This is a genomic window from Actinomycetospora callitridis (assembly GCF_028737265.1).
Classification (GTDB): domain Bacteria; phylum Actinomycetota; class Actinomycetes; order Mycobacteriales; family Pseudonocardiaceae; genus Actinomycetospora; species Actinomycetospora callitridis.
The window spans coordinates 125,513-149,740 of record NZ_JAQZAK010000007.1 but is presented as its reverse complement, the minus strand read 5'-3'; the positions used below and the strand labels follow the sequence as shown (position 1 = coordinate 149,740).

General features: G+C 72.5%; 23 protein-coding genes and 1 pseudogene. 13 read left to right on the top strand and 11 right to left on the bottom strand.

Features of this window, described 5'->3' with window-relative positions; all coding sequences use genetic code 11:
* Positions 1-371: 371 nt before the first annotated feature.
* The 5 genes from PH191_RS21190 to PH191_RS21170 all read right to left on the bottom strand — a co-directional run bounded on the left by PH191_RS21190 (position 372) and on the right by PH191_RS21170 (position 4,679).
* A complete protein-coding gene (locus tag PH191_RS21190; RefSeq protein ID WP_274196611.1) occupies positions 372-1,205 on the bottom strand; it encodes a hypothetical protein in 834 nt (277 codons plus the stop codon).
* 1,481 nt (positions 1,206-2,686) lie between these two features.
* Positions 2,687-2,992, bottom strand: a complete 306-nt coding sequence (locus tag PH191_RS21185; RefSeq protein WP_274196610.1) for a DUF4235 domain-containing protein — start codon at positions 2,990-2,992, stop codon at positions 2,687-2,689.
* A complete protein-coding gene (locus PH191_RS21180) occupies positions 2,989-3,366 on the bottom strand; it encodes a DUF3618 domain-containing protein (protein ID WP_274196609.1) in 378 nt (125 codons plus the stop codon). The genes PH191_RS21185 and PH191_RS21180 overlap by 4 nt, the downstream gene beginning before the upstream one ends.
* The gene (locus tag PH191_RS21175; protein WP_274196608.1) at positions 3,344-3,790 is read right to left on the bottom strand and encodes a phage holin family protein; all 447 of its coding nucleotides are present in this window, start codon (positions 3,788-3,790) and stop codon (positions 3,344-3,346) included. Before PH191_RS21175 ends, PH191_RS21180 begins: the two co-directional genes overlap by 23 nt.
* Before the next feature lie 211 nt (positions 3,791-4,001).
* Positions 4,002-4,679 carry an OmpA family protein gene (locus tag PH191_RS21170; protein ID WP_274196607.1) on the bottom strand — a complete coding sequence of 226 codons (678 nt, stop codon included), beginning with the start codon at positions 4,677-4,679 and terminating at the stop codon, positions 4,002-4,004.
* A 327-nt stretch (positions 4,680-5,006) separates the two neighbouring features.
* Here PH191_RS21170 and PH191_RS21165 point away from each other — a divergent pair.
* The 4 genes and pseudogenes from PH191_RS21165 to PH191_RS21150 all read left to right on the top strand — a co-directional run bounded on the left by PH191_RS21165 (position 5,007) and on the right by PH191_RS21150 (position 8,121).
* A pseudogene (locus tag PH191_RS21165) lies at positions 5,007-5,685 on the top strand (MIP/aquaporin family protein).
* Positions 5,686-5,907: 222 nt separating this feature from the next.
* Complete coding sequence (locus PH191_RS21160; RefSeq protein ID WP_274196606.1) at positions 5,908-6,780, top strand: mechanosensitive ion channel family protein; 873 nt, start codon at positions 5,908-5,910, stop codon at positions 6,778-6,780.
* A 269-nt stretch (positions 6,781-7,049) separates the two neighbouring features.
* Positions 7,050-7,499, top strand: a complete 450-nt coding sequence (locus tag PH191_RS21155) for a hypothetical protein (RefSeq protein WP_274196605.1) — start codon at positions 7,050-7,052, stop codon at positions 7,497-7,499.
* Positions 7,500-7,686: 187 nt separating this feature from the next.
* Positions 7,687-8,121: a TIGR03618 family F420-dependent PPOX class oxidoreductase gene (locus PH191_RS21150; protein ID WP_274196604.1), complete on the top strand. Its 435-nt coding sequence runs from the start codon at positions 7,687-7,689 to the stop codon at positions 8,119-8,121.
* A 71-nt stretch (positions 8,122-8,192) separates the two neighbouring features.
* On the opposite strand, the gene PH191_RS21145 is transcribed toward PH191_RS21150, so the two are convergent.
* From PH191_RS21145 to PH191_RS21125, 5 genes are all read right to left on the bottom strand, one after another.
* Positions 8,193-8,948: an SDR family NAD(P)-dependent oxidoreductase gene (locus PH191_RS21145; RefSeq protein ID WP_274196603.1), complete on the bottom strand. Its 756-nt coding sequence runs from the start codon at positions 8,946-8,948 to the stop codon at positions 8,193-8,195.
* Positions 8,945-9,787, bottom strand: a complete 843-nt coding sequence (locus tag PH191_RS21140) for an SDR family oxidoreductase (protein ID WP_274196602.1) — start codon at positions 9,785-9,787, stop codon at positions 8,945-8,947. Before PH191_RS21140 ends, PH191_RS21145 begins: the two co-directional genes overlap by 4 nt.
* Positions 9,694-9,984, bottom strand: a complete 291-nt coding sequence (locus tag PH191_RS21135; RefSeq protein ID WP_274196601.1) for an SDR family NAD(P)-dependent oxidoreductase — start codon at positions 9,982-9,984, stop codon at positions 9,694-9,696. Before PH191_RS21135 ends, PH191_RS21140 begins: the two co-directional genes overlap by 94 nt.
* Positions 9,985-10,028: 44 nt before the next feature.
* Positions 10,029-10,739 carry a DUF3159 domain-containing protein gene (locus PH191_RS21130; protein WP_274196600.1) on the bottom strand — a complete coding sequence of 237 codons (711 nt, stop codon included), beginning with the start codon at positions 10,737-10,739 and terminating at the stop codon, positions 10,029-10,031.
* Positions 10,740-10,944: 205 nt separating this feature from the next.
* On the bottom strand, positions 10,945-11,442 hold the full coding sequence (locus PH191_RS21125) for a MarR family transcriptional regulator (protein WP_274196599.1): 498 nt from the start codon (positions 11,440-11,442) through the stop codon (positions 10,945-10,947).
* 59 nt (positions 11,443-11,501) lie between these two features.
* Here PH191_RS21125 and PH191_RS21120 point away from each other — a divergent pair, with 59 nt between their 5' ends.
* From PH191_RS21120 to PH191_RS21110, 3 genes are all read left to right on the top strand, one after another.
* On the top strand, positions 11,502-13,136 hold the full coding sequence (locus PH191_RS21120; protein WP_274196598.1) for an FAD-dependent oxidoreductase: 1,635 nt from the start codon (positions 11,502-11,504) through the stop codon (positions 13,134-13,136).
* Between the two features lie 74 nt (positions 13,137-13,210).
* Entirely contained in the window at positions 13,211-13,738 is a 528-nt protein-coding gene (locus PH191_RS21115; RefSeq protein ID WP_274196597.1) for a TetR/AcrR family transcriptional regulator, read from the top strand.
* Positions 13,735-14,418, top strand: coding sequence for a hypothetical protein (locus PH191_RS21110; protein WP_274196596.1), 684 nt, complete (start codon positions 13,735-13,737; stop codon positions 14,416-14,418). Before PH191_RS21115 ends, PH191_RS21110 begins: the two co-directional genes overlap by 4 nt.
* Positions 14,419-14,541: 123 nt before the next feature.
* Here the strand turns inward: PH191_RS21110 and PH191_RS21105 are convergent, their stop codons facing one another.
* Positions 14,542-17,367, bottom strand: a complete 2,826-nt coding sequence (locus tag PH191_RS21105) for an AfsR/SARP family transcriptional regulator (RefSeq protein WP_274196595.1) — start codon at positions 17,365-17,367, stop codon at positions 14,542-14,544.
* A gap of 67 nt (positions 17,368-17,434) precedes the next feature.
* Here PH191_RS21105 and PH191_RS21100 point away from each other — a divergent pair, with 67 nt between their 5' ends.
* The 6 genes from PH191_RS21100 to PH191_RS21075 all read left to right on the top strand — a co-directional run bounded on the left by PH191_RS21100 (position 17,435) and on the right by PH191_RS21075 (position 24,225).
* Positions 17,435-17,764, top strand: a complete 330-nt coding sequence (locus tag PH191_RS21100) for a hypothetical protein (RefSeq protein ID WP_274196594.1) — start codon at positions 17,435-17,437, stop codon at positions 17,762-17,764.
* Between the two features lie 16 nt (positions 17,765-17,780).
* Positions 17,781-18,485: a DUF4386 family protein gene (locus PH191_RS21095; RefSeq protein ID WP_274196593.1), complete on the top strand. Its 705-nt coding sequence runs from the start codon at positions 17,781-17,783 to the stop codon at positions 18,483-18,485.
* 644 nt (positions 18,486-19,129) lie between these two features.
* Positions 19,130-19,546 (top strand): PEP-utilizing enzyme, encoded by a 417-nt coding sequence (locus PH191_RS21090; protein WP_274196592.1) that lies wholly within the window; start codon positions 19,130-19,132, stop codon positions 19,544-19,546.
* A 76-nt stretch (positions 19,547-19,622) separates the two neighbouring features.
* Positions 19,623-21,056, top strand: coding sequence for a hypothetical protein (locus PH191_RS21085; RefSeq protein ID WP_274196591.1), 1,434 nt, complete (start codon positions 19,623-19,625; stop codon positions 21,054-21,056).
* An 86-nt stretch (positions 21,057-21,142) separates the two neighbouring features.
* On the top strand, positions 21,143-21,763 hold the full coding sequence (locus tag PH191_RS21080; RefSeq protein ID WP_274196590.1) for a hypothetical protein: 621 nt from the start codon (positions 21,143-21,145) through the stop codon (positions 21,761-21,763).
* Positions 21,760-24,225: a pyruvate, phosphate dikinase gene (locus PH191_RS21075; RefSeq protein WP_274196589.1), complete on the top strand. Its 2,466-nt coding sequence runs from the start codon at positions 21,760-21,762 to the stop codon at positions 24,223-24,225. The genes PH191_RS21080 and PH191_RS21075 overlap by 4 nt, the downstream gene beginning before the upstream one ends.
* Positions 24,226-24,228 lie beyond the last annotated feature (3 nt).

The following is a 24,228-nucleotide window of genomic DNA, read 5'->3' as shown; positions in this document are numbered from 1 at the left end:
GGTTGCCGGGAGGGCTCAGGCTGCGGCGGTGCCCAAGCCGCGTTCGGGAACGGGTCCGGTGCCGGTCCAGCGACCGCGGGACCCGGGCGGATCGCGCGATCTTGCGCCGGCGGGTGTGGTGCCGCCACCACCGCCACGGGGCGGCTCGCCCGAGGACGAGCTGACACGTCGTGCGGAGCGCCGGCGCCGGCCGCTGGCCTCGCCATCGGAGGCGGGCGGGCGGCACGCCCTACGGCAGCAGGACGAGGAGCTCGGGCCGGAGGTCCACGAAGATCGCCACACGCCGGGCACGGTTGCCGCAGGTCTCACGTTCCGGCAGGCCCCGTAGGCGTTGAGCCACCCGTGGAAGGAGCGGCAGGGCAGCGAGAAAGTCAGGCGCCGTAGGGCTGCCCCGGGCCGCCTCGGTGCCGGGCGCTCTCGCGTGCGCGGTACTCGTACAGGCGCAGCCGCGCGGCGACGATCGGGTCGATCTCGCCCGACGGTGAGGCCCCGGTGGCCGTAGCGTCATCAGCATCTGGGGCTGCCCGCCGCTGAGCTCGACCGTGCTCTGCCGGGTCGCCGACACGGTGGACAGGTTCGCCGGATCGGGTCCCGACTCCGGACGGACCTTGCAGGCCCATCGTCAGAGGCTCTGCCGACGTCGTTCCGCGGAATGCGTGGCGTGCCTGGTCGCCCGTGTCTGTTCGGCGCGGCTGCGCCGCACGCGCGGGTACGCGGCCGAGGTCGCAGCTCGGTGGGCGGTGCCGTTGCGGGCGCTCCCTGGCGGTGGACAAATCGGGGTCGGGGCGATCGGTGGAGGATGGTCGGTGATTGCGGAGCGACCGCCGAGCGCTCGACTTCTTGCTGTCGAGCAGCGCCGCATCGATCCGTCGATGGGTCTGTTCGGGCTCGTCGACCTCAACGACGACACGGTGGAACGGGCGTCCGGTGAGGTAGATGACCACGACGTGTGACCCGCGGCGGGCGCTCCAGAGCTGTCGGCGTTGACCGATGCCCCAGCAGCCGGCGCGGTGGTGCTGCGGCCACGAGAAGCCCGGACAGGGAAGCCCGGGGCTCGACGCGACGGCCTCGGAGCGTGTCATCACCCGTATCCCGAGGATCCGGTTGAACGGGAGGCAGAGCCCCCGCGAGCACGCGGCGATCAGGTCGGCTCCGGAGAACCGTACCCGCAGCCCGGTCGCGGTGACGTCGAGGTTGACCGCCATTCACACCTCACAACGGTGACAGGGCAGCCAGGGCGACTCCCCTTCATTGGTCACCCCCCCGGGCTGGAGGGCGAGCGAGTGGTGACCTCATCGCCCTACGTCACGCCCGGGTTACGCTGCTGAGTGGCTGGTTGTGCAAGTTCGGCCACTCGTCAGCACGAGTACGGCCAGTCACCGCGGGCTCCGGCCCGATGAGCCGGGTGTTGGCCATCGCCTCGCGGCCCCGATTACTGGCCCGAACAGGTCGCCCTCGGACAGGGGGGGCCGCTGTTGGGAACCCCTGACGACAGCCGCACCCAGAGTCGTCCTCCGCAGTCGTTCTCTGATGACCTCGGACGAGTTCGGCCGGAGTGGGGTAATCACGTCACAGCATCACTGAGCGCGGGTAGGCGGAGCGCTTCGGTAAGCGGACAGGAACGCCACGAGCTCGGAGATTGCCTGCCCGACCGCACGGGCCACCGGTACGTGGGCGGGCGTGTAACCGTGACGCCCTAGTAGCGCACCGAGCTCGGTGAGGAACTGGACCGATGGGAACAGCTCGTCAGAAGGAGAAGCCATGACCGTCACCGTGTCGTGGCACCAGCGTCACGTCACGACACCACGCCGTGGTGACCGCGTCGTCGGGGCGCCGTCGGGGCGCCGACGGCGCCCGCCCCCACCCGAGGTCGCGAGCCGCTTGGTGGAGCACTGCTGGACGTCGCCGATTGCGAACACGCTCGGGCATGCTAGGCGTTGATCGTCTCGACCTCCCGTCTCGAAGGTCGCGCAGTCGAGCGACTCGACCCGGCCGCTCCCGTGGGCGCCGACGACCTCCGTGTGGAGGCGCACCGCGATTTCGGGCTGTCGGCGATCTCCTCAGCGAGCTTCCCATCACGGTGAGTCACCGCCCTCGTGCGCCGTGGCGCCGCAGGCGGGCGTCGGAGGCGTGGGTGCAAGCGTGGCGGGACTGTCAGACGAGGGTCTGTTGAGGAGAACAGGCGGCAACGGTGACCTGCTTATGGCCGATGCGGCGAAATGAAACTGCCGGTGGAGCCGCCGAGGAGTCACCTCGATGCGGACAGATCCCCGAAGCGCTGCAGGCCATGCAACGCATCGTCGAGCGACTGACCCAGCTCTTCTGGCGCGACGCCTGAGCGACAGGGATGACCTGATGAGCACGCACGCCGCGGTCGTGACCGGCGGAGGACGCGGCATCGGGCGGGCGATCGTCGACGTCTGCACCGTGACGGAGCTCGGTCCTGGCGTCGTGACGGATGCGAACGAGGCCTTCGGGCCTGCGGTTGTTGCTGTTGCTCACTCGGCCAGCTGCGCCTCGAGCTTTTCGAAGGCGGTCATCCAGCCGGCCTCGGCGCCGCCGCGGCCGTGGGCGGGGTAGGGCCCGTCGCTGAGGGTCATCCGGGTCTTGGGGCCGTGGTCCTGGCCCTCCGTAGCCGTCGCCGTCCTCGTGAGGGGGTCGGACTCATCGGCTCAGGTGCCCGGAGTCAGTCTCCGGGCCACTCGCCGCTCCACTGCTGGAATGCTCGGGCACCGCCGCGGTCGATGAGGACCTTCACGACGGCGAAGATGGCTCCCTGGAGGCCCGCGGCCAGCAGGATGGTCTTGAGGTCGGTTCCGCTGTCCAGAGCGTTGGGAGGGTCGGACGGTGCCTGAGGAGGGGCGGCACGCTGCCACACCTTCTTGAAGATCAGGTTGGCGACGAGTCCGCCGAGCACCGAGCTGACGATGCCGACGGGGCGGTAGAGAATCTTCGCGCTGGTGCTCGTCGACTCTGTCGAGGGCCGGCTCATCCGCGCACCTTCGTCCACACCGTCCGGAGGACGACCACGGCGGCGACGGAGGCGGCGACCTTGATCGCGATCGAGCGGGCCTGTGGTGTGAGGTTGCCGTGGCCGTCGGTCGCGGCGTCCTTGGCCTGGTGGAACACCTCGGTGCCCCGGGCCTGCGCGACGCGCGCCTGGGCGGCTGCCCGCTGTCTGGCGTCGTCGAGGGAGTTGCGCGCCTGGGCCTTGACGTCGAACTTCTGACTCAGGGCCTCGACGGTGTCGCCGAGTTCAGCGCGGGTCGCCTCGATGTCGGCGATCAACTCTTCGGGTGTCGCGTCGGGGCCCGGGGGAGGAACCCGGGGGCCGGTGGGAGTCTCAGGACCGGTGGGTGTGGTCACGGTGGCGGGCCTCCTGTACCTGTTCGACGTCGCGGGTGACGTTCTCGACGGTGCGCTGCGGGGTCGGCGAGACCTGCTCGACTTCCTTCTTGCCCAGCAGTCCTGCCACACCCGCGGCCACGAACAGGATCGCGGTGACGATCAGGGCCGAGAGCCAGAGCGGCAGCACCAGGCCCAGGGCGATGATCGCGGTCGCGATCGCGGCGCCGAGGCCGTAGAGGGCGAGAACGCCGGCGCCGCTGAGCAGGCCTGCGCCCTTCCCGGCCTGCTGGGCGGTGTTCTTGAGCTCGACCTGGGCGAGTGCCAGTTCGTCGCGGACCAGTCGTGAGGTCTGCTCGGAGAGGCGGGTCATCAGCTCGCCCACGGATGCCTCGTCCGGCGGCGCGGGCGGCGGTGATGCTCGGTCGGGGACGCGACTGGTCATCAGCTCACTCCTGCAGTGTTGGCGCTCCCGTGAACGCTCCGTTCGGTGACGGCCGCATGCCGTCGGTCGTCACCCGACGACCGACGGAGCCAGGACGTTGCGGGCGCGACCCCGCTGTTCGAGGTCCGGCTCTGCGCGCCGAGGTCGGCGGCGGCAGCGCGGGATGCCCGTCGTCCGGCCGAACTACGCGCATGACCCGGAGGCACCGGCATTAGGAGACCGTGATCTCGGCGCGGCGGCTCGCGGCGAGATCGGGACGCGGGTTGGTGTCGGCCGCCCCTCGTGTCTGCAGCCGGTCGGGGGCGACGCCGTCCTCGGCCAGCTCGCCGGCGACGGTGGTCGCGCGCTGCTCCGAGAGCTGCTGGGGGTTCGGGGTCCCGGACGCGCCGGCGGGCGCGGCGTAGCCGGTGACGACCACTCGGGCGGTGGGCACGGCGGCGAGCTCCTCGGCCACGCGTGCGAGGCTCGCGGCGCCGGAGTCGGTGAGCTCGGCGCTGTTCGGTCGGAAGGTGATCGGGGCGGCGGCCACGATCCGGTCGACGCTGCTCTGCAGCGCGGCGGCGTCGGCGGGGGCTCCGGGCGCGGTGCTCGAGCCACTTCCGTTCGCCGCGCCGGTGGCGGGAGCGCCCGACGGTGGCGCGGCCGTTCCGGCGCCCGGCGCACCGGGGGGCACCGCGCCGTTCGCGGCGCCCGTGGGTGCGCCCGCGGCCGGGGTGGCCGGGGGAGCGCCGGCGGTGCTGCCCGAACCGCAGCGCCCGGTCAGCAGGAGGATCGCGATCACGATGGCGATCGCGACCAGGGCCAACAACAGCCAGGCCCACACGGGACGGCGGCGCCGCGGCGGGGCGGCCGTGCTCCCGGAACCGGAACGCTGATCGAGGTTGCTCATCAGAGGGGCCTTCCGACGAAAGAATGAATCTGCGTGATCACATGCACGACGTCTCGTGAGGCCCCCGTCTCGAGCCCATCGTCGTCACGGCGCGACTCGTAGTGCCCACCTACTCCCCGTCCCGAAACGCCACGAACTGTTCCCGGGGTGACTGGGACATTCCTGCGTCCGAGGTAGATCGCGTCGCGACAGGGGTAGCCGCGCGCTCGGCCCGCAACGGGAAGCGGGACAGGAAACGAGGGGGAATGATCGGTGGATACCTCGCAGCGACAGACGCAGGAGCGGGGCCCGGGGACGGGGCTCTACGGGAGCTCGGTGGGCACGAACATGGCCGCCGCGGGAGCGGCCGAGCTGATCGGCACGGCGGTCCTGGTGTTCGCCGGGACCGGCGTGGCAACGGCGGCGACGCTGTCCGAGCCGGTGGCCGGGCCTGGCTACGACTCGCTGGCGACACCGTTGGCGTTCGGGGTGGCCCTGCTGGCGGTGGTGGCCGCCATCGGTCACGTCTCGGGCGCGCACGTGAACCCGGCGGTGACGCTGGGTCTGGCCGCGACCGGCAAGTTCCCGTGGCGCTACCTATCTCGTCGCCCAGCTCGCCGGAGCGGTGCTCGGCGCCCTGGGGACCTGGGCGGCGTTCGGTGCGCGCGGCCGTGACCAGGCGTCCTTGGCGGCCACGGCGCCGGCGGCGGGGGTGGGTTCGCTGCAGGCGCTCGTGGTCGAGGCCGTGGTGACGTTCGTGCTGGTGTTCGTGGTGATCTCGGTGGCGACCGACGAGCGGGTCGAGGGCGCCGTGGCCCCGATCGCCGTCGGCGCCGCGCTGGCGGTCGGGGTGTTCGTGGCGGGCCCGGTCACCGGGGGCGCGGTCAACCCCGTCCGCGCCCTGGGCCCGATGCTGGTGTCCGGCTCCTTCGCCGCCTGGTGGGTGTACCTGGTCGGACCGGTCGTCGGGGGCGTCGTGGCCGCGGTGGTCTACGACCGCTTCGTCCGGAAGGCCGACAGCCCCTGAGTCGCGGCGGCGATCGCAGCCGCTCTCCGCGATCGTTTCTCTGACTCATGATCAGAGATCTCCGGGGGAAGGTGGTTCCGGTCGCTTCCGGGGTTTCGTGGGCGCCGGGATCGGTGAGCCCCGGGCTGAACATTCGCGCGGTTCGAGCCGAGGGCCTGCGCACATCCATGCGACCGTGTCCGGACCCGTCGAGCGACGGGCCGGGGGGACAGGACGATTCTCATGAATGGTGGAGGCTTCGACATTCTGCAGTCACTGCAGAGTGCGTTCACGACCTTCCTGAACTACGTACCGAACGTCATCGGTGCGCTGCTCGTACTGATCATCGGCTACATCATCGCGCGCCTGATCCGGGCCGGCATCAGCCGCCTGCTGCGGAAGGTCCGCGTCGACGAGAAGCTCACCCACGGCTCCGGCGGTGAGTACGTCGCGCGCTTCTCGCCGCAGGGCAAGCCCAGCCAGCTGGTCGGGCTGGTCGTGCAGTACGTGCTGATGGTGTTCGTGATCGTGTCCGCGGTCGGCACGCTGAACATCCCGGCGGTGACCGGGTTCGTGAACCTGGTGCTGGCCTACCTGCCCAACGTCCTGGCCGCGCTGCTGATCTTCCTGGTGGCGGCCGCGATCGCCGCCGCCGTCGGCGGGCTGGTGCACCGCACCATGGGCGAGACCCCCACCGGCCGCGTCGCGCGCAGCGCTGCGCCGACGCTGGTCATGGCGATCGCGGTGTTCATGATCCTCAACCAGCTCGGGATCGCCGAGACGATCGTGAACACGACCTACATCGCCCTGATCGGCGCGGTCGCCCTGGGTTCGGCGCTCGCGTTCGGGCTCGGCGGTCGTGACGCCGCTGCGGACCTGATCAACTCCGGCTACCGCAAGGCCCAGCAGCAGTCCGACCAGGTCCGCGCCGATGTGCGGACCGGCCGCGAGCGTGGCCAGGCCGAGGCCCAGCAGTACACGCAGCAGTACGCCCCGACCGACCAGCCGACGCAGGCGACGCGCCCGCCGCAGGCCACCCAGCCCGTGACACCGGCGCACCACGACAACGGTGCCGCGCCACAGCCGGGGTCGACGCAGTCCTTCGGGCCGCGCTGACCACATCCACGCGCGGGACTCGGCGCCGAGGGCCGGCGGGTCACGACGACCTGCCGGCCCTCCTCGCGCTCGACGGCTGGAGGTACTGGTGCGTCCGGTTGACGACGGAGACACCGACGCAGGAACGAACTTGTGCCCCGGGGACTCCACGCCGGTAACTCCGAGGAGTCCGCAGGCGACAGGGTGACGATCCTGTTCGCCCTCCAGCCCCCGGGGGTGGCGCGGAAAGGGCGGGCGGTCTGCCTGCTCTCGTACAGAGCTGAGGGCCGATGGCCATTGACCTCGTCGTCCTACCGACCGGGCTCCGGGTCCGGTTCTCGGGGACCGATCGACTCGCGGCGGGCTCGCGGGGGCTCGACGTGCCCTTCGAGCGGATCATCGGGACGCGGGTGATGACGCGGGGCGACGCCGTCGCCTCGAGCCCGCGATTCCCCTGCCCCGGTTCCTGGTGGCCCCGGAGACTCCGCGCGGGCTCCTGGGGGATCGGTGAACGCCGACAGCTCTGGGGCGTTCGCCGGGGCGCCGACGTCCTGGTCGTCTATCTCTCGGGGCGCCCGTTCCACCGGATCGTCGTGGACGTCGGGGCGCCTCAGCACGTTCATCGCGGTATCGAGGCGGCGCTGCTGCACAGCAAGAAGATCAGTGCACGTGAGTCGGTGCGGGGCCTCCTGGCCCCACGGGCCGACGACGGGCTCGGCTCCACCAGCGGGCCCCGTTGAGAGACGATCCCGGGAGGCGTCGAGGCGGACCCCGAGACGCCGCTCGTACGTCCTGAACTGCGGGAGACCCCCCGACGACACACGAGGGTTCGTGCTGCCCTCAGCGAGCTTCCGCCCCGACCCCGGCCGGGCACCCCTGGACCGACGCTGCCCAGAAGATCACCGCACGACCGAGGAAGGCTCTCAGATGGCGGACACGAAGAACGGGCCGGAACTGCACCCGGTGACCGAAGAGCTCGCGACCGGTGAGAACTTCGCGGCCGTGGCCACGGTGCTGCCCAGCGGCCTGCTGCAGAACCAGATGCTGTGGGTCGGGATCAAGGATGGCTCTCTGGTCCTCAACACCGAGACCCACCGCAAGCGCTACGAGAACGTCGAGGCCGACCCGCGGATCACGGTGTTGATCCGCGACGAGAAGGACCCGTACCGCTACGCCGAGGTCCGTGGGACGGTCACCCGCACCACCACCGGGGACCAGGCCCGCGAACACATCGACGAGCTGGCCCACCGCTACCTCGGCACCGACTACCCACCCGAGGGCATCAAGTCCGAGCGGGTCATCCTCTGGATCACCCCGCAACGCCAGACGATCATCGATCAGAACAAGGACACCAGCGACTGAACTCCGCACCACGCCGAGCCGGTTCAGCTGTGGACCATTCCTGATGGCCTGAGCCCTCCTCGCGCGACGTGTCACCACGGCACGACTGCGCCTTCCCAGCTGGTGAAGGTGCCGGACGGCTCGTGCGGTCCGAAGCGGGCGACGCGCACCACCTCACGGGCCGCGTCCTCGACCGTGTCCGTCCCCTCGAAGTTGACCAGCGCGGTGTTCGCGAAGCCTGGCGAGACCAGGTTGACCTTGATGTCGCTGGCTTCCAGCTCGATCATCATCGTCAGCGTGAGGGCGTTCAGCGCGGCCTTCGATGCGGCGTAGGTCGGGTCGAACGTCCAGTGGTAGACGGAGGCCGGGTCAGCGACTGTGGCCAGGGAGCCGAGGGCGCTGGTCACGTTCACGATTCGCGCGTCCGACGATGCGCGGAGCAGCGGCAGCATGGCCTGGTACACCGCCAGGGGTCCGAAGACGTTGACCTCCCACACGGCTCGCACCTCCTCGAGGGGCACCGTGCTCGCCTTCGAGACGGCGCGGAACTCGGCCAGGTCGCGGACGTCGGTGCCGACGGTGGCGGCGCCCGCGTTGTTGACGAGGAGGTCGAGTCGGCCGGCGTCCTCACGGATGCGTTGGGCGGCCGCCGCGATCGAGGTCGCATCGGTGACGTCGAGGTGGAGCGCGGTGGCGCCGTCGCCGATCTCCGCGGCGGCTGCCTCGCCACGATCAAGGTTGCGGGCCCCGACGAACACGGTGGTCCCGTCGGAGACCAGCTCTGCGGCGAGCTGCTTGCCCATGCCCTGGTTGGCTCCGGTGACCAGGGCGACGCGAGTGGTCTTCACAAGGGTTCTCCCGTTCTGGTGACGATGGAGGAACGAACGCTGTGCACCGCTGCTGACGCGCGGCCGCCCATCGCACTGTGGGCCGCGGTGGCGGCGGCATTGCCGAACGGGACGCCGATGAGCTCTTGAGAGATCTGCCAGATGCGTTCGGCGTCGTCGATGTTGCGCAGCGGACGGTAGAGGCGCTGCTCGGCGGGGGCGCCGCCGAAGCTCCCGAGCCCGCGGGGCCCGTAGAAGTGCCCACCGTGTGCCTCCGGGGAGGTGGCGGCGAGCAGGGCGGGGAGCCCGGCGCTCTCGGCGGTCCCGACGAGGATGCCGCGGGCCGACAGCACACCGATCAACCGCCGGTTCCCGGCCGGCTGGTCGCGGCCGAGCTCGGCGCGGGGGGCGAGCAGGCTGGTCGGCGCGAGCCCCGGGTGGGCGAGGGTGCTGGTGATTCCCCAGCCTGCGGCACGGCTGCGGCGGTCGAGCTCGAGGGCGAAGAGCCCGAACGCGATCTTCGACTGGCTGTAGGCGGCCATCCCGTCACCGTAGGAATCCTGCCACTGCAGGTCGTCCCAGTTGATCGCTCCGAAGCGGGCGGCGATGCTGATCTGGGAGGTCACCCGCGCGCGGCCGGCCTGCAGCAGGGGCAGCAGGTGCGCGACGAGGGCGACGTGGCCGAGGTGATTGGTGCCGAACTGCAGCTCGAACCCGTCGACGGTGGTCTGCCGCTCGGGTGGGGTCATGACGCCGGCGTTGTTGATCAGGACGTGGATCGGGCGGCCTTCGCTCCGCAGGGTCGCGCCGAGCGTGGCGACGGAGTCGAGGCTGGACAGGTCGAGCTCCCGCAGCGACACGGTCGCCCCGGGGTCTGCTCGCGGATCGCCGCGATCGCCGCCTGGCCCTTGCGCGGGTTGCGGACGGGCAGGATCACCTCGGCGCCGGCAGCCGCGAGCCTGCGGGCGATCCCGAGCCCGATGCCGTCGCTGGCTCCGGTGGCCACGGCGCGCTTGCCGGTGAGGTCGGGAACGGTGATGTCAGGGGTGCGGGACATGGTTGCTCCTGGCTCGTGAGGTGTTCGGTGGTCGGGTGGCGCGGTCAGGCGGCGGTGGGGGTGCCGGCTGTGATCGCGCGGCGGGCGGTGACGAGGGTGAGGGCGGCGAGGGCGGCGAACGCGGGCGCGGCGGCGACGCCGAGGGCGGCCAGGACGGCGGGCTGGTCGGCGAGGTAGGCCACGCCGCGCAGGACGAGGTTGAGGATGTGGAGACCGACCGCGGCGAGGGTGGTGAGGGTGTAGACGCGCAGCAGTCGGGCGTGGTCTCGCCAGTCGGCGGGGCCGCCGGCGAGGCGGTTGAGCAGCATCCCGGTGACCGGTCGGCGTAGGAGCACCGAGCCGAGGAAGACCACGCCGAGCACGGCGGGGATCAGGGTAGGGAGCAGGAAGAAGGCGCGGGCCTCGCCGGAGAAGGCGGCGACGGCGGCGCAGACGCCGGCGACGGCGAGGCCGATCAGCGCGCCGCGCAGGGACTCCCGCCGGACCAGGCGCACCCCGAACACCACGGGCGCGGCGACGGCGAGGGCGACGAACGCCCAGGTCAGGCCGCCGAGGGCGTCGGCGACCACGAAGGTGACGGCCGGTGCGGCGGCGACGAGGATGCCCGTGACGCCCCCGGAGCGGGCCAGGCTCCTGCGCCACGCCGCACCGAGCGTCGTCGGTCCGTCGTCGGCGGTCGACCCGTCGGAGTGGCGGTCGAGCGGGACGGCCGCGGTCGGGTCGAGTGACGCGGCGGGAGTGAGGTCGTTCGGCACGGGGAGCTCCGGCGGGTCGGTGGCTGTGTGCCGATGACGTTCGCGGGTCGGCGGGCGGACAACCACGGCCTCCCGATCCGGGGCTGAGCGGACCCCCCCTGGTCGCGCTCTGGGGCGGATCGACGGTCGCTGAGCGGGCCCCGGTACCCCGGCCGGGCAGGCACGGCTGCGTGGTGCACGAGAGGTCTCGCCGGCGCGTCGTCGGTCACCCCGGCCGCAGTGAGGCCGCGTGGGCGCGGGTGCGATCGGTGACGGCATCGAGGTAGCGGGCGATGACGGCGCGCTCGTCCTCGGTGAACGTGTCGGCGACGCGTTCGAGGTCGGCGAACAGCGGCCGGAGGCGGTCGACCATCGCCGCGACGGCGTCGTGGTCGAGCTCGAGGACGATACGGCGGCGATCGTCCACGGCGCGGCGCCGGTGCAGGTGCCCGCTGTGCTCCAGCCGGTCGGCGAGCTCGGTCCCCGAACCGGTGGAGATGCCGAGCCACGTGGCGAGCTCGACCGGCCCGGGCGGGCGCGTGGACTGCAGGAGGAAGATCATCGCGGCGTAATCGAGTGCCCGCAGCCCCATCTGGTCGGCCAAAGCTCGGTCGAGCTCGATCTGGGCCCGCTGCAACGCGCGCACGGCCCACGACACCTCCGACGCGTCGACATAGCCGCGCTCCCGGCGTTCGACGGCCTCGTCTTGCCCTCGCTCCGACATGGAGGCACTATAGCCGACGTTGGCTCCGTTACGGAGCTACATGGCAACGGAGGTATCTGATGACCACGGTGACCGCGACCGACGTCCTCGTCGTGGGGGCCGGCCCCGTGGGCCTCACGCTGGCCGCGGACCTCCTGCGCCGCGGCGTCGATGTGCGGGTGATCGACCAGGCCCCCGGGCCGGCCAGCACGTCCCGGGCCACGAGCATCACCCCGCGGACCCTCGAGGTCCTCGACGACCTCGGTGTCGCCGGCGCCCTGGTGGACACCGGGGTCCGCATCACCGACACCGAGGCGTACGCCGGGGCGAGCCTCACGTTCCGCATCTCGTTCCCGCCGACGGACACGACGCGCTTCCCGTTCCTGCTCAACACCTCGCAACGCCGCACCGAGGAGGTCCTCACCGACCTCGTCGCCACGTCGGGCGGGTGCGTCGAACGGGACCGGCGCCTCATCGGCTTCCGCCAGGAGCGTGACGGTGTCGTCGTCCAGGTCGCCGGTCCGCGGGTGAGCGAGGAGATCCGGGCGGGCTGGGTGGTGGGCGCGGACGGCGGCCGCAGCACCGTGCGCCGCACCCTCGGCCTGCCGTTCCGGGGCACCGGTGCCGACCTCGAGGAGACCATCGTCCTCGCGGACGTGCTGCTCGACCGGGACCTTGCGCCCGATCGCATCTACTCGTGGTTCAACGAGGATGGGGCCCTGCTCGCGTTCCCCTTCTCCGAATCGGGCCGGTGGCGCGTCACCGCCGCCCTCAGCCCCGAGGAGATGGCGACCGGACGTTTCACCAAGGACTCCCTCGGCCGCTTCACCGAGCTCTACCGCCGTCGCACCGGCGACGACGAGACCCGGCTCTCCGACATGCAGGGGTTCTCGGTGTACCGGGTGAACCAGCGGGTCGTCGACCACTACCGCCGTGGCCGGGTCGTGCTGGCCGGGGACGCCGCCCACGTCCACACGCCCGCCGGGGGCCTCGGGATGAACACCGGCATCCAGGACGCCTACAGCCTCGGTTGGCGACTGGCGCTGGCGCTCACCGGTGGGGACGACCGCGTGGTCGACGACTACGAGCGTGAGCGCCGGCCGATCGCGGAGGGCCTGCTGACCAGCACGGGTGGCCTCCAGCGCCTCTACGGGATCCGCGACCGTCGGGTGCAGCGTGCTCGCGACGCGACCTTGCGGACGCTGCTGGACCTCGGTCCGCTCCGCCGGGCCTTCTTCCTCCGTGCCGCCCAGCTCGACATCACCTACGCGACCGCCCGCCGGTGGCCGTGGCAGCGGGGAGTGGGCGTCGGCGACCGCGTGCCCGACGGACCCGTGCGCCGCCGGCCCGACGGTCGCCCGACGTGGCTGCACGAGCACCTCCGCGGTCCGCGCCCCGCCCTGGTCCTGCTCCACGGCGCGCCACCGACCCGCGACGACCGGACCGCACTCGACGGACCGGCGACGCGCGCCGCCGGCCTCGGTGTCCCGGTGCTCCGGGTGATCACGGCCGACGACGGGGTCGCCGGCACCGATGCCGGCGTCACCACGCTGATCGATGCAGGCGGGACAGTGCACCGCCGCTTCGGGGTCGCCACCCCCGCCGCCGTGGTCGTCCGTCCCGACGCTCACGTCGCGCTCGTCGCCGCGGCACACCGCGGCGCCGACGTCGAGTCGGCCCTCCGGGACCTGTGGATCGACCCGGTGCGTGTCTAGGGAGTGCTCCAGCGGGTGCGTCCCTATCTCTCTACCCGCCGGACCGTCTGGACGGTCGGGTAGCGTGAGGAGGCGTGGGAGTTCGCGAGAAGGTGTTGCAGGCCCTCGAGGAGCTGGTGCTCGCAGGGGATCCGGAGCCGACGTTCGATGCGGTCGCAGCCCGGGCCGGGGTGAGCAAGGGCGGCTTGCTCCATCACTTCCCCGACCGCTCGGCACTGGTCGAGGGTCTGTTGCGACGGGTGGTCGCCGAGACCGATCACCGCATGCTCGACGCTGCGGAGCGAGGGGAAGCTGCGGCGACCTGGCTCCGGTTGTCCGTGGTGGAGGGCCCGGACCACCGGACCGCGCGTGCCCTGCTCTCGCTGATGCGGCTCGGGGCGAGCGGCCGGATCGAGATGCCCGGCGACGTCGCCGCGGCGATCGCGCGGTGGCAGCAGGTCATCGAGTCGGAGCTCTCCGACCCGGTGCGCGCGCTGGTGGTGCGGCTGGTCGGTGACGGGTTGTTCCTGGCCACGCTCACCGGCCAGGCGTTGACCCAGGAGGAGTTCGAGGCCGTCCTCGCCGAGGTGCTGCCGGGCAGGGCCGACCGGCCGGTCCGATGAGCTTCGCGCTGGTGGGGACGGTGGCCGCGCTGGCGCTGCTGGACTCGTTGAACCCGGCCACGATCGGGCTGGTCGCACTGATCCTGCTCCTGCCCGTGACCCCGTCGGGAGCCGGCCGCAGCACCTCGCCGGTGGTGCTGGGGCTGTGCGTGGCCGCCGGGGCGGCGGCCACGGTGTTCGCGGTCGGCCTCGCGGTCTACCTGGCGGCCGATGCCGCCGCGGTCGCCGGCGGGCTGATCTGGGTGCGCCGGCTCGCCTTCGGCGCGGCAGCCGTCGCGCTGCTGGTGACGGGCCTCCGACGCTTGCGGGCGCGGCGAGTGGCGGCGATCTCGCTGCCGACCTGGTTCTCGGTGTGGACCGCGGCGCCGACCGGGGTGGTCGTGACCGGCGCGGATCTCCCCAATGCCTTCCCCTACTTCATCGCCATTGAACGCATGGCCGCCGCGGGTGTCGGGCTGAGCTGGGCGATCGTGCTCCTGATCGGCTACGCCGTGGTGTACTGCCTGCCCTGTCTCATCCTGCTGCTGGTCGGGCAGCTGTGGGGCCAGGAGGTCCGGGATCGACTCGCAGGGATCTACCGCCGCTTCGGTGCGGCCCGCGAGGTACCTCGCAGCGTCGGCCTCGCGCTGACCTACGGCGTGGGCGCCGTCGCACTCACCGCACTCGCGGCGAGCGTCTGACAGGAGCAGTCGAGCGGGCGGGCCACTGCCGGTCGGCGTGCGGCAGATCGCGGAACTGCTGCTGGGAGGACCGTGGCGACCGCGCCCTGGTGGCCGGTGACCCGAGGACCGGAGCGGCGACGCTCACCCGGGCTCCGGCGCCGCGACGTGGACCGCGCGCAGCGTCGGGTCGACGTCGTGCTCGCCGTCCTCGGCGCGCAGGGTGGCCAGGAGTCGGGAAGCGAGCGAGCCCCCGTCGCCCGCTCCGGCCTCGGTGTACCAGCGGTCGGCGGCGACGAGCAGGTCGTGAGCGGTCGTCCGGTCACCGACTGCCAGGAGGACCTCGGCCAGGGATACGCGGGTGTCGGCGAGCAACCGGAGATCGCCCTCGAACTCCGCGGCGTCCGCGGCCCGGCGGAGCGTGTCCGCCGCGGCCGGGTCGTCACCCTGATGCTGGGCACGGCCGAGGTCGGCCAGGTGCAGCGCGGCTGCTCCGCCGAAGCCGAGGGCGGTGGCGGCGTCGGCGGCGTGCGCATGGTGGCGGGCGGCGGCGTCGAAGTGCTGCTCGGCCCGGGCGATCCCTCCGAGCAGGCCCTGGGCGTGCTGGAGGCCCCACGCGTCGCCCAGCGGTCCGACGATGCCGATGGCGTCCTGGCCCGCGGCCCGAGCGGCCGCGGTGTCGCCGAGGGCGAGGTGCGCGAACGCCGCGAGCAGCGCGGAGGCACCTTCCTCCCAGGCGCGTCCACGGCAGGCGAAGTCGGCGCGGCAGCGCTGCAGGTCGGCGAGGGCCTGCGCGGGCCGGCCCTCCTGGAGCTGGACGAAGCCCCCGTGCCAGCGGGCGAGTTCGACGAGCGTCGCGTCGTCGCCGGCGAGGGCGGTCGCGGCGTCGAGCGCGGCGCGGGCGCGGAGCAGGTCACCCGACATGGCCTCGTGCCAGCTCTCCAGCAGCAGTGCCGTGACCCGGAGGCCGTGAGGTGCACCGGGCGCGGCGCTCCGTGCGGTCCGTAGCCGCCCCGCCGCCGCCGCGTCGTCGAGCAGCACCCAGGCCCAGCCGAAGCCGACCGCGATGCGCAGTCCGGTCTCCGGGTCGTGAACCCGGGCGCGGTCCAGCGCTGCGTCGATCGTCGCGCGTTCGGCGGCGGTGGTGGTCGCGTGCCCGGCCTGGCCGTGCCCTCGGATTCCCGCCTCGACCTCGTCGGCGAGATCTGCGATCCAGCCGACGAGGGCGTCCGCGGCGACGTCGGCCGCCCCGGCCTCAGCGGCACGGTCGGCGGCGAACGCCCGAACGCTGTCGAGCAGTCGGAAGCGGGTGGCGTCGCCGCCGCTCGGGTCCGCCGTGACCAGCGAGCGGTCGACCAGGCGTTCCACCACGTCGAGCGCCGCGGCGGCCGGGACGCCGAGCGCGACCAGCACGTGCTCGACGGCCGGCATCGTGGCGCCACCGGGGAACGGGGCGAGCGCCCACAGGCCGCGATGGTCGTCGGGGAAGAGCAGGTCATAGCTCCAGGACAGGGCAGCGGCGAGCGTGCGGCGACGCTCGGGTCGGGTCGAGGTGGGGTCGGCGAGCAGGGTGAAGCGGTCGTCGAGTCGTTGGGCGATCTCGGGCACGGTCAGGATCCGGGTCCTGGCGGCGGCGAGCTCGATCGCGAGCGGCAGGCAGTCCAGCGCCCGGCAGACCTGGGACACGGCCGATGTGATGTCGGCGGTGAGTGCGAACGACGGCCGGCGCGCGGCGGCGGACTGCGCGAACAGCGCCACGGCGTCCGGCTCGGGGAGCGGGGGCAGCTCCCGCGCCACCTCCCCGTCCAGCCCGAGCGGCCTCTGGCTGGTCGCGAGGACGCGGACCCCTGGGGCGGTGTCGAGCACCGCGACGACGAGTTCGCGCACCGGCTCGACCAGGTGCTCGCAATTGTCGAGCACGATGAGCAGCTGGGCGCCCAGCAGCCCCTCGATCCCGTCCGCTCCCGGGACCGCCTCCGCGAGTGCCGAGGGCAGCTCCGCCGCGGTCCGTACCCCCTCGAGCCGCACCAGCCAGGACCCACCTGGTGCCGCGCTGCGGCGGGCGACCTCGATGGCCAACCGGGTCTTGCCCACGCCGGCCGGGCCCACGAGCGTGACGAGCCGGTGGGCGTCGAGGTCCGCCAGCCGGCCGTCCAGGTCGGCGGTGCGGCCGACCAGGGGCGTGGTCGGTGCGGGGAGGTTCCCGCGGTGGCGCTCGGCCGCGGCCGGTCGAAGCGCCTGGTCGTGGGTCAGCACCTGGCGTTCCAGCGCCCGCAGCTCCGGGCCGGGGTCGACGCCGAGCTCTTCGACGAGCAGTGCCGTCACCCTTCGGAGGGCGTCGAGCGCGTCGGCCTGGCGACCGGAACGGTAGAGGGCCGTGATCAGCAGCGACCACAGCTGCTCGCGCAGGGGAAGGACCGCGACGAGCGACTCCAGCTCCCCGACGATCTCGCCGGTCGCGCCCAGGGCGAGGCGCGCGGCGAGCTCGTCCTCGGTCAGCCTCGCGCGGGCCTCCTCGAGCCTTAGCCGATGAGGCAGCACCCACTCCGCCGTCCCTGCGGCCGAGAGGACCTCGGAGCCGAAGAGCGCCAGTCCGGCGCGGCAGGTGGCGGCGGCACCGGCCGGGTCGCCCGACACGAGCTGGGTCGCGCCCGCCTCGGCCAGCCGTAGTGCCTCGAGCGCATCGACGTCGCCGGGCTCGACGCCGAGGGTGTAGCCGGCGGGCCCGCCGTCGACCAGAGCGGGATCGCCCAGGGCGCGCCGTAGCTGCGAGATCTTCGCCTGCAGGGTGTTGGGGCGGACGCCGGCCGGGTCGGGCCACAGATCCTCGACGAGACGCTCGGCCCGCACCGGACGCCCGGCGTCGAGCGCGAGCCGCACCAGCAGTTCAGTGGTCAGGCCGCCGGGGATCGACGTCGGGACACCGTCGCGCCGCGCCTCGACGCGTCCGAGCACCGCGACCGTGAGCACGGGGCGAGCCTAGGCCCGTCAGCCGGTCGTCAGCGTCCCGTCAGCGGTCGCGCAAATGCTCGGCGACGTGGACCCGAGCAGCACGGACCGGCTGATCCGGCGCTTCATCGCCGGTGACAGGACGGCGACCGAAGCGCTCATCGAACGCGCCCGCGCCGGCGACGACCCGGCGACGCTCGTCGCCGCGGCACTCGTCGTCCCGGCGTGGCAGGGCGTGCTCGCCCGTGCGGCGCAGGTCGCCGAGGGCGCGCGCGAGCGCCAGATCGTCGCCCTCGCGGCCGCCTTCCGGCGCGGGGAGATCGACCGCGCCCTCGTCCTGGCCCGCGATCACCTGGCCGAGCACCCCGAGAGCCTGCTCGTCGCCCACATCGCCGCGGCATCGGTCCGGCGGACCTGAGGAGAGAAGAGGAACCATGACACCCCGACGCACCGCCGCGCTCATGCTCGCGGCCGCCGTACTCGTCAACGTGGCCTTCGCCGGCCTCGGCGCCGTGTTCGATTACCCCGACGTCCTCGCGCAGCCCGCCGAGACCGTCCTCGCCGGCTTCCGCGCCTCGCAGACCGCGGTCATCGCGGGTTTCCTGGCCCTCGCCCTCGGGGCCGCGATGCTGGCACCCGTCGCGATCGGTGTGGGCCGGTTGTCGGACTCCCGGGCGATGCGGTGGGCCGTCCCCGTGGGTGTCGCGGCCGCGGTCGTCCAGGTCGTGGGCCTGCTGCGCTGGCCGCTGCTGGTGCCCGGATGGGCTGCGGCCGCCGCCGGCGACGACCCGGCCGCGGCGGCCGCCGCCCGTGACGCGTTCGGCACCGCCCACCGGGTGCTCGGCACCCTCGTCGGCGAGACCGGTGGCTACCTCCTGACCGCCGGGTGGACCGTGCTCGTCCTCGCCGCTCTCGGTACGGCGTTCGCGGGGCGGTGGTTCGTCGTCCTCGGGGCGGTCTCCGCGGTCCTGGTCCTCGCCGGCGTCCTCACCCCGCTGGGCCTCCCGCTCGTCGACACCGCCAACTTCGTCGGCTACGTCCTGTGGAGCATCTGGCTGGTGGGCTTCGCCGGGGTCATCGTCGCGCAGCAGCGTCGTCGGACCGCCGTCCGCGTCGAGGCGAAGAGCGCCGTCCGATGACCACCACCCCGTCACCCGCCCCGGCCTGCTGTGCGCGTCGCCGGGCGCGCAGCCGTCCCCAGCGGTGCAGCCCCTGCAGAGCCGTCAGCCCGGCGAGGGCGACTGCGGCCGCGTCCGGGGCCGTGACCTCGTCGGGCACCCGGGCGGCTCGGTCCTGCTCCGCTAGGACTCGTTCGGCCAGTCCGCCGCCACGGTGGGGGAGCAGGGCCGCGGCCCGGGAGGCGTGCGCCGGTCGACGGGATTCGCGGGTCGTCCCGCAGGAATACGGGATGCCGCGAGCAGGAACCAGCCTCGTCCGCCCCGCTCGTGAGCGTTCCGGTGGCCCCCCGTCGGCGCGCCCCTGCTCCTCGGCGATTTCGCTGCCGACGGGAGCGCCAGTTCGTCGGCGAGATCGTCGGCGCGGCTGCCGCCCGCTGCTCGAGGCCGTGGCGGCTCAGGAGGTGGCGGGATCGCCGGAGTGCGAGCCGCGCATGTCGATCCCGGCCTCCTATCCGAGCCAGACAACCCGCCGAACGTCTTTTGTCCACGCTCTCCCTCGGCGCCGAGAGTGATCCAAGGCACTGTGACGTGGGCAACGCCGCACGACGGAGGCCTCCGGGCGAGCCGGCTCCGCGCGCACACCGAGCAGTTCGAGGAGGAACTCCATGGCCGACGTCCTCGCCGAGGGCTACAACGTCTTCGACACGTCCAAGTCCCCGTTCGGGACGGTGAAGTACCTGTCGGCGCCGTCCGACGTCATCCAGCTCATCCAGTCGGGGAAGCTCCAGGAGCACATCCTCCTGGTCCGCGGCGGCACGACGACCTTCCTCGCGCCTGCACTGAGCATGGGCGCCATCGGGGTGATCACGATGTCGGGGGCGCCCGAGTCGCACCTCGGCATCCTCTCGCGGGAGTTCCAGACCCCGTGCGTCATGACGGCCCACCTGACGGGGAGCGACTCGCGCTACGTCGTGGGTTCGACCGACGAGTCGCACTTCGAGGAGATCGCCCGCGAGCTCGACGGCAAGCAGGTCCGGCTCGACTGCACCGACAACGAGGTCGGCCGGGTGGTGGAGGTCTGACGGGCGAACGCGACCAGCCGACCACGAGCAGCCGACCACCGAGCCGCCGACCACCGAGCCAGGAGCTGACACCCGAATGACCACGACCGCGGGCAAGCAGGCGAACTTCCGCCAGCGCTACGAGGAGGGCGACGACGGCCTCCGCTTCCAGGACCTGACCTACACCGGCAACTTCGTCGGGATGGATCCCGTCACCGACGGCATCCTCGGCGACAAGATGATGAAGTCGCGGGCGAAGAGCGGGGTGCTCGAGAGGGTGTCGAAGGAGGACGTCCTCCGCGACCGCTTCACGATCGACGAGCTCAACGACCTCAACAACTACCTGGCGTGGAACATCTGGGACGTGCTCGTCATGCGGGCCACCGAGGGCGTCTCGGGCATGATCCCCCGCCAGGAGTACGAGATCCTGGCCTTCATGCACGAGTTCTACCGGTGGCCCGAGCTCCTCGCGATGACGACGGAGGCCGCCGGCGGGGCCCAGGGGATCATGGACATCGGCGCGACCGCCAAGCGCCAGATCGGCACCAAGATCAACGCGGTGCACGACTGGTGCATCGGTGCGGTCGGCTTCGGCATGGGGCGCTGTGGCCTCCTCGCCCTCGAGGCGATCAAGCCCGACGAGTACGTCGAGGAGTCCAACGAGATCCTCAAGTTCATGCAGCGCGTCCTGTGGGGCAAGCGTCAGGACGGCTACATCCTCAACTCGCAGGACCGCTACCGCTGCCGCATCCACGACCAGGACTTCCTGGACTCGATCGTCAACCAGGTCGAGGAGCTCGAACCGGACAGTCCGAAGCACCAGAAGTTCACCCGGTTCAACGCGGCCGCAGAGCTGCTGGCGTTCCTCGACCACTACGACTGCCGCCTCGGGCTCGGCGACACCGGCCCGTACGAGCTGCCCGACGGCAAGCTGCTCATCCTGCGCGACCTCTTCGTGAACGAGGAGGTGTTCCACTGGAGCGACGTCTGCGAGGACGCAGGTCTCCCGCACGCCTACACGCTCGCGCTGACCATCGACCCCGAGATCATGGGCCTGGACGAGATCCGGGTGAACGACATCTCCACGACGTTCACGCGCCCGAAGAACTACCTCCAGGCCGTCGTCGGCGGTGCCGTGTTCGCTCGCGAGAAGTGGGACACGCCGATGGGTGAGGTCTACCCGATCGCCATCGACGACCTCGACGACCACCTGGGCCGGGTCCAGACCGCGACGCTCAAGCTCTACACCAAGACGTCGAAGATGTGCCGCCGCGACCTGATCTGGAACGGCCAGTACGTCTACTACATCGACATGATCCTGCCGCACATGCGCGCGGCCGGGACCTACGAGAAGGCCTGCCGCGACTACGACCTCTGGGAGATCGACCAGCGGGTCGCGAACTACTACTACGACATCACCAAGCGAGGATTCGCGCAGGAGACCGTCCCGAGCAAGATCTTCTCGGGTGCCGGTTACCTGCCCTTCCCCGACGGCATCAGCCCCACCCGCTCGAAGTATCGCTGGCTGTAGGCCGCGCCGCGACCATGACCAGCGGCCGGTGTGGTGTCCCGCGAGGGCGGGGCGCCACACCGGTGCCCGAGCGAGGAGGGACGCCGATGGCCGTCACGACCCTGGCCAAACCCGACTACGACGTGCTCAACGTCCTGGCCCTGAAGAAGATGGCCGGTGCCGCCGCGATCGCGACGGTCACCGGGATGGAGGCCGGAGACGTCGAGGGGCGGTTGGAGGACCTGGCGAACAACGGACTCGCCGTCGTCGCAGGAGGCTCCGCTCTCCCCACCGACGAGGCCGAGCCCGCCCTCGCGGCGACCGCGGCCGGGATCTATGCCCCGATCCGTGCCGACGACGACGTCCTGGCCCTGGTCGGGCGCTTCGAGACCACCAACTCCCAGTTCCTCGTCGCCATGTCCTCCTGGCAGCAGGTCGAGGTCGGTGGCCGGAAGGTGACCAACGACCACTCGGACGCGGGCTACGACGAGAAGGTCATCACCAAGATCGAGCGCCTCGTCGGGCGGCTCGAGGCGCTTCTCGATGCCCTGGCCGAGCACGACGCCCGATTCTCGACCTACTCCACCCGTTTCGCCTCCGCGCTCGAGGCCGTCGACGCCGGCGACCACGACCTCATCTCGTCCCCGACGCGGGACTCCGTGCACACCATCTGGTTCGAGTTCCACGAGGACCTGCTGCGCACCCTGGGTCGGGAGCGCGCCGAGTGACCTGGACGCGCGCGTTCACCGACGACGGCCCGGTCGACGCCGGTGAGCTCGGCGGCAAGGGCTCGGGCCTGGTGCGCATGACCCACGACGGCCTGCGGGTGCCGCCCGGCTACGTCATCACCACCGGCGCCTGCCACGTCTACCTCGACCGTGGCGCGCTGCCCGACGGTCTGGAGGACGAGATCCGGCACCGCCTCGCGGAGCTCGAGGCGGCGACGGGGAAGACCTTCGGCATCGGTCCCGAGCCGCTCCTGCTCTCGGTGCGCTCCGGCGCGCCGGTGTCGATGCCGGGAATGATGGACACCGTCCTCGACCTCGGCCTTTCGCGCGAGGCGGCGGTCGCGCTCGCGCAACGGTCCACCGACACGCACTTCATTGCCGATCTCGTCGCCCGCTTCCACGCGATGTACTCCGAGATCGTCCTCGGCGCCCTCGACGACCGTCCGACGGTCGATGCGCTCGTTGCCGAGGCCGATCCCGGAGAAGAGCCGGGCGCGGCGTTCGACCGCATCTGGGCAGCGGCCGAGGAGGCGCTGGACGACGAGCTCGGAGAGAGCGTGCCGTCGACGCCGTGGCACCAGCTCCTGCACGCGGTCGAGGCGGTCTTCCGCTCGTGGAACACCCGCCGAGCCCGCACCTACCGCGAGCACCACGGCATCCCGCACGACATGGGCACCGCGGTCGTCGTGCAATCCATGGTCTTCGGCAATCTCGACGACACGTCCGGGTCCGGTGTCGCGTTCACCCGCGACCCCATCACCGGTGCACCCGGGCTCTACGGCGAGTACCTCGCGCACAGCCAGGGCGAGGACGTCGTCGCGGGCGTCCGGACGCCCGACCGCGTGCAGGAGGCGCTGTCGGCGGACCTGCTGGCCGAACTGGAGCGCACGGGCGCGGAGCTCGAGGCGCGGCACGGCGACGTGCTCGACATCGAGTTCACCGTGGAGCACGGCGTCCTGTACTTCCTGCAGGTCCGCAGCGCCAAGCGCACCCCCGAGGCTGCGGTACGGATCGCGGCCGACCTCCTCGCCGACGGCACGGCCGGCGCCGCACGCGCGCTGGAGCTGGTGACCGCTGCCCAGCTCCGCCAGGCGCAACGCCCCGGGTTCGACCCGAGCGCCCTCGCTGCGGCCCGCGACGACGGCCGGCTGCTGCTCACCGGTATCGGTGCCTGCCCGGGCCAGGTGTCGGGCGAGCTCGTGCTGGACCCGGACCGGGCCCGGGAACGCGCCGACGCCGGGGCCTCGGTCATCCTCGGACGATCGGTCACCAGTCCTGCCGATCTCCACGGCATGATCGCGGCTTCCGGGATCGTCACCGCCACCGGGGGCTCCACCAGCCACGCCGCCGTCGTCGCCCGCGCGTTGGGCACCGCCTGCGTGGTCGGCGCTGCGGACCTCGAGATCGACGACGCGGCGCGCACGGTCCACACCGGTGCGCGAACCCTGGCGGAGGGCGACCCCGTCTCGCTCGATGGCGGGTCGGGGGAACTGTTCGCCGGCGCCCTCCCGACGACGACGCCGGCGGCGGCCAACGAGGCCATGGACACCCTGCTGGCCGCGGCCGCGGACGCCGCCGGCAGCGAGGTGCTGGCACGCGTGACCTTGCCCGGCGACGTCGACACCGCCCGCGGGGCGGGCGCGATCGGGGTGGTCACCGCGATCGACGACGTGCTCGCGGCGTCCGGCGACCTCGATCGGTTGGTCGAGATGCTGCTGGAGAAGGGCCTCAACGGGGTCGGGGCGCTCTCCGAGGTGCGCGATGCCGTGGCCGAGCACCTGGCGCCGCTGCTCGCCGCGGCGCGCGACGGCGGGGTGGAGGACGTCGACGTCCGGGCGATCGACCTGCTCGCTGACGAGTCCCGCGAGCTGCTCCAGCAGACCGCGGTGACGACGCGCCACCCGGAGCTGGCGCTGCCGCTCGGGGTGCCCGACCTGATCCGCGCGCAGCGCGGAGGCCTCGTCCGCGCCGCGGGTGTCGCCGGTTACGCAGGCCGGCTGCGCCTGGCCGTGCGCCACGTGTCCGACCCCGCGGAGGCGCGGGCTCTCGCCGCGCTCGATGACGGTCCCGACGCACCGGCCGTCGGGACCTACCTGACGAGCCCTCGTGCCGTGCTGGGCGCGACCGAGCTGGCGGCCCACAGCGGCGTCGTGTGGCTCGAGGTCCGCGCGTTGCAAGCGGCCATGTTCGGGATCCCGGCCCGGCAGTTCCTCACCGCCGAGCCCCTCGACGCCTACGTCGCGCGGGGGCTCCTCGCCGTCGACCCCCGCCACGAGCTCGATCCCGTGGTGGTGCACCTCCTCCAGGACGTTCCTCCGGGTACCGGGGTGCGCCTCAGCGGGACGGTCTCCGACGAGGTCGCGGCGACGTTGCACCGGCTCGGGTTCCGGCGCTACGCGGTCGACCTGCCCGAGGTCCGTCCCCTGTTGCTGGGGCTCGGTCGGGCGGCGCTGTCCCGGTAGGTA

Excerpts from the sequence above, each read along its gene's own strand:
- PH191_RS21110 (WP_274196596.1), top strand. The coding sequence starts at position 13,735 with ATGAGCTTCGCGCTGGTGGGGACGGTGGCCGCGCTGGCGCTGCTGGAC.
- PH191_RS21190 (WP_274196611.1), bottom strand. The coding sequence starts at position 1,205 with ATGGCGGTCAACCTCGACGTCACCGCGACCGGGCTGCGGGTACGGTTC.
- PH191_RS21185 (WP_274196610.1), bottom strand. The coding sequence starts at position 2,992 with ATGAGCCGGCCCTCGACAGAGTCGACGAGCACCAGCGCGAAGATTCTC.
- PH191_RS21135 (WP_274196601.1), bottom strand. The coding sequence starts at position 9,984 with ATGTCCCGCACCCCTGACATCACCGTTCCCGACCTCACCGGCAAGCGC.
- PH191_RS21175 (WP_274196608.1), bottom strand. The coding sequence starts at position 3,790 with ATGACCAGTCGCGTCCCCGACCGAGCATCACCGCCGCCCGCGCCGCCG.
- PH191_RS21155 (WP_274196605.1), top strand. The coding sequence starts at position 7,050 with ATGGCCATTGACCTCGTCGTCCTACCGACCGGGCTCCGGGTCCGGTTC.
- PH191_RS21150 (WP_274196604.1), top strand. The coding sequence starts at position 7,687 with ATGGCGGACACGAAGAACGGGCCGGAACTGCACCCGGTGACCGAAGAG.
- PH191_RS21080 (WP_274196590.1), top strand. The coding sequence starts at position 21,143 with ATGGCCGTCACGACCCTGGCCAAACCCGACTACGACGTGCTCAACGTC.
- PH191_RS21090 (WP_274196592.1), top strand. The coding sequence starts at position 19,130 with ATGGCCGACGTCCTCGCCGAGGGCTACAACGTCTTCGACACGTCCAAG.
- PH191_RS21160 (WP_274196606.1), top strand. The coding sequence starts at position 5,908 with ATGAATGGTGGAGGCTTCGACATTCTGCAGTCACTGCAGAGTGCGTTC.
- PH191_RS21085 (WP_274196591.1), top strand. The coding sequence starts at position 19,623 with ATGACCACGACCGCGGGCAAGCAGGCGAACTTCCGCCAGCGCTACGAG.
- PH191_RS21095 (WP_274196593.1), top strand. The coding sequence starts at position 17,781 with ATGACACCCCGACGCACCGCCGCGCTCATGCTCGCGGCCGCCGTACTC.
- PH191_RS21125 (WP_274196599.1), bottom strand. The coding sequence starts at position 11,442 with ATGTCGGAGCGAGGGCAAGACGAGGCCGTCGAACGCCGGGAGCGCGGC.
- PH191_RS21120 (WP_274196598.1), top strand. The coding sequence starts at position 11,502 with ATGACCACGGTGACCGCGACCGACGTCCTCGTCGTGGGGGCCGGCCCC.
- PH191_RS21170 (WP_274196607.1), bottom strand. The coding sequence starts at position 4,679 with ATGAGCAACCTCGATCAGCGTTCCGGTTCCGGGAGCACGGCCGCCCCG.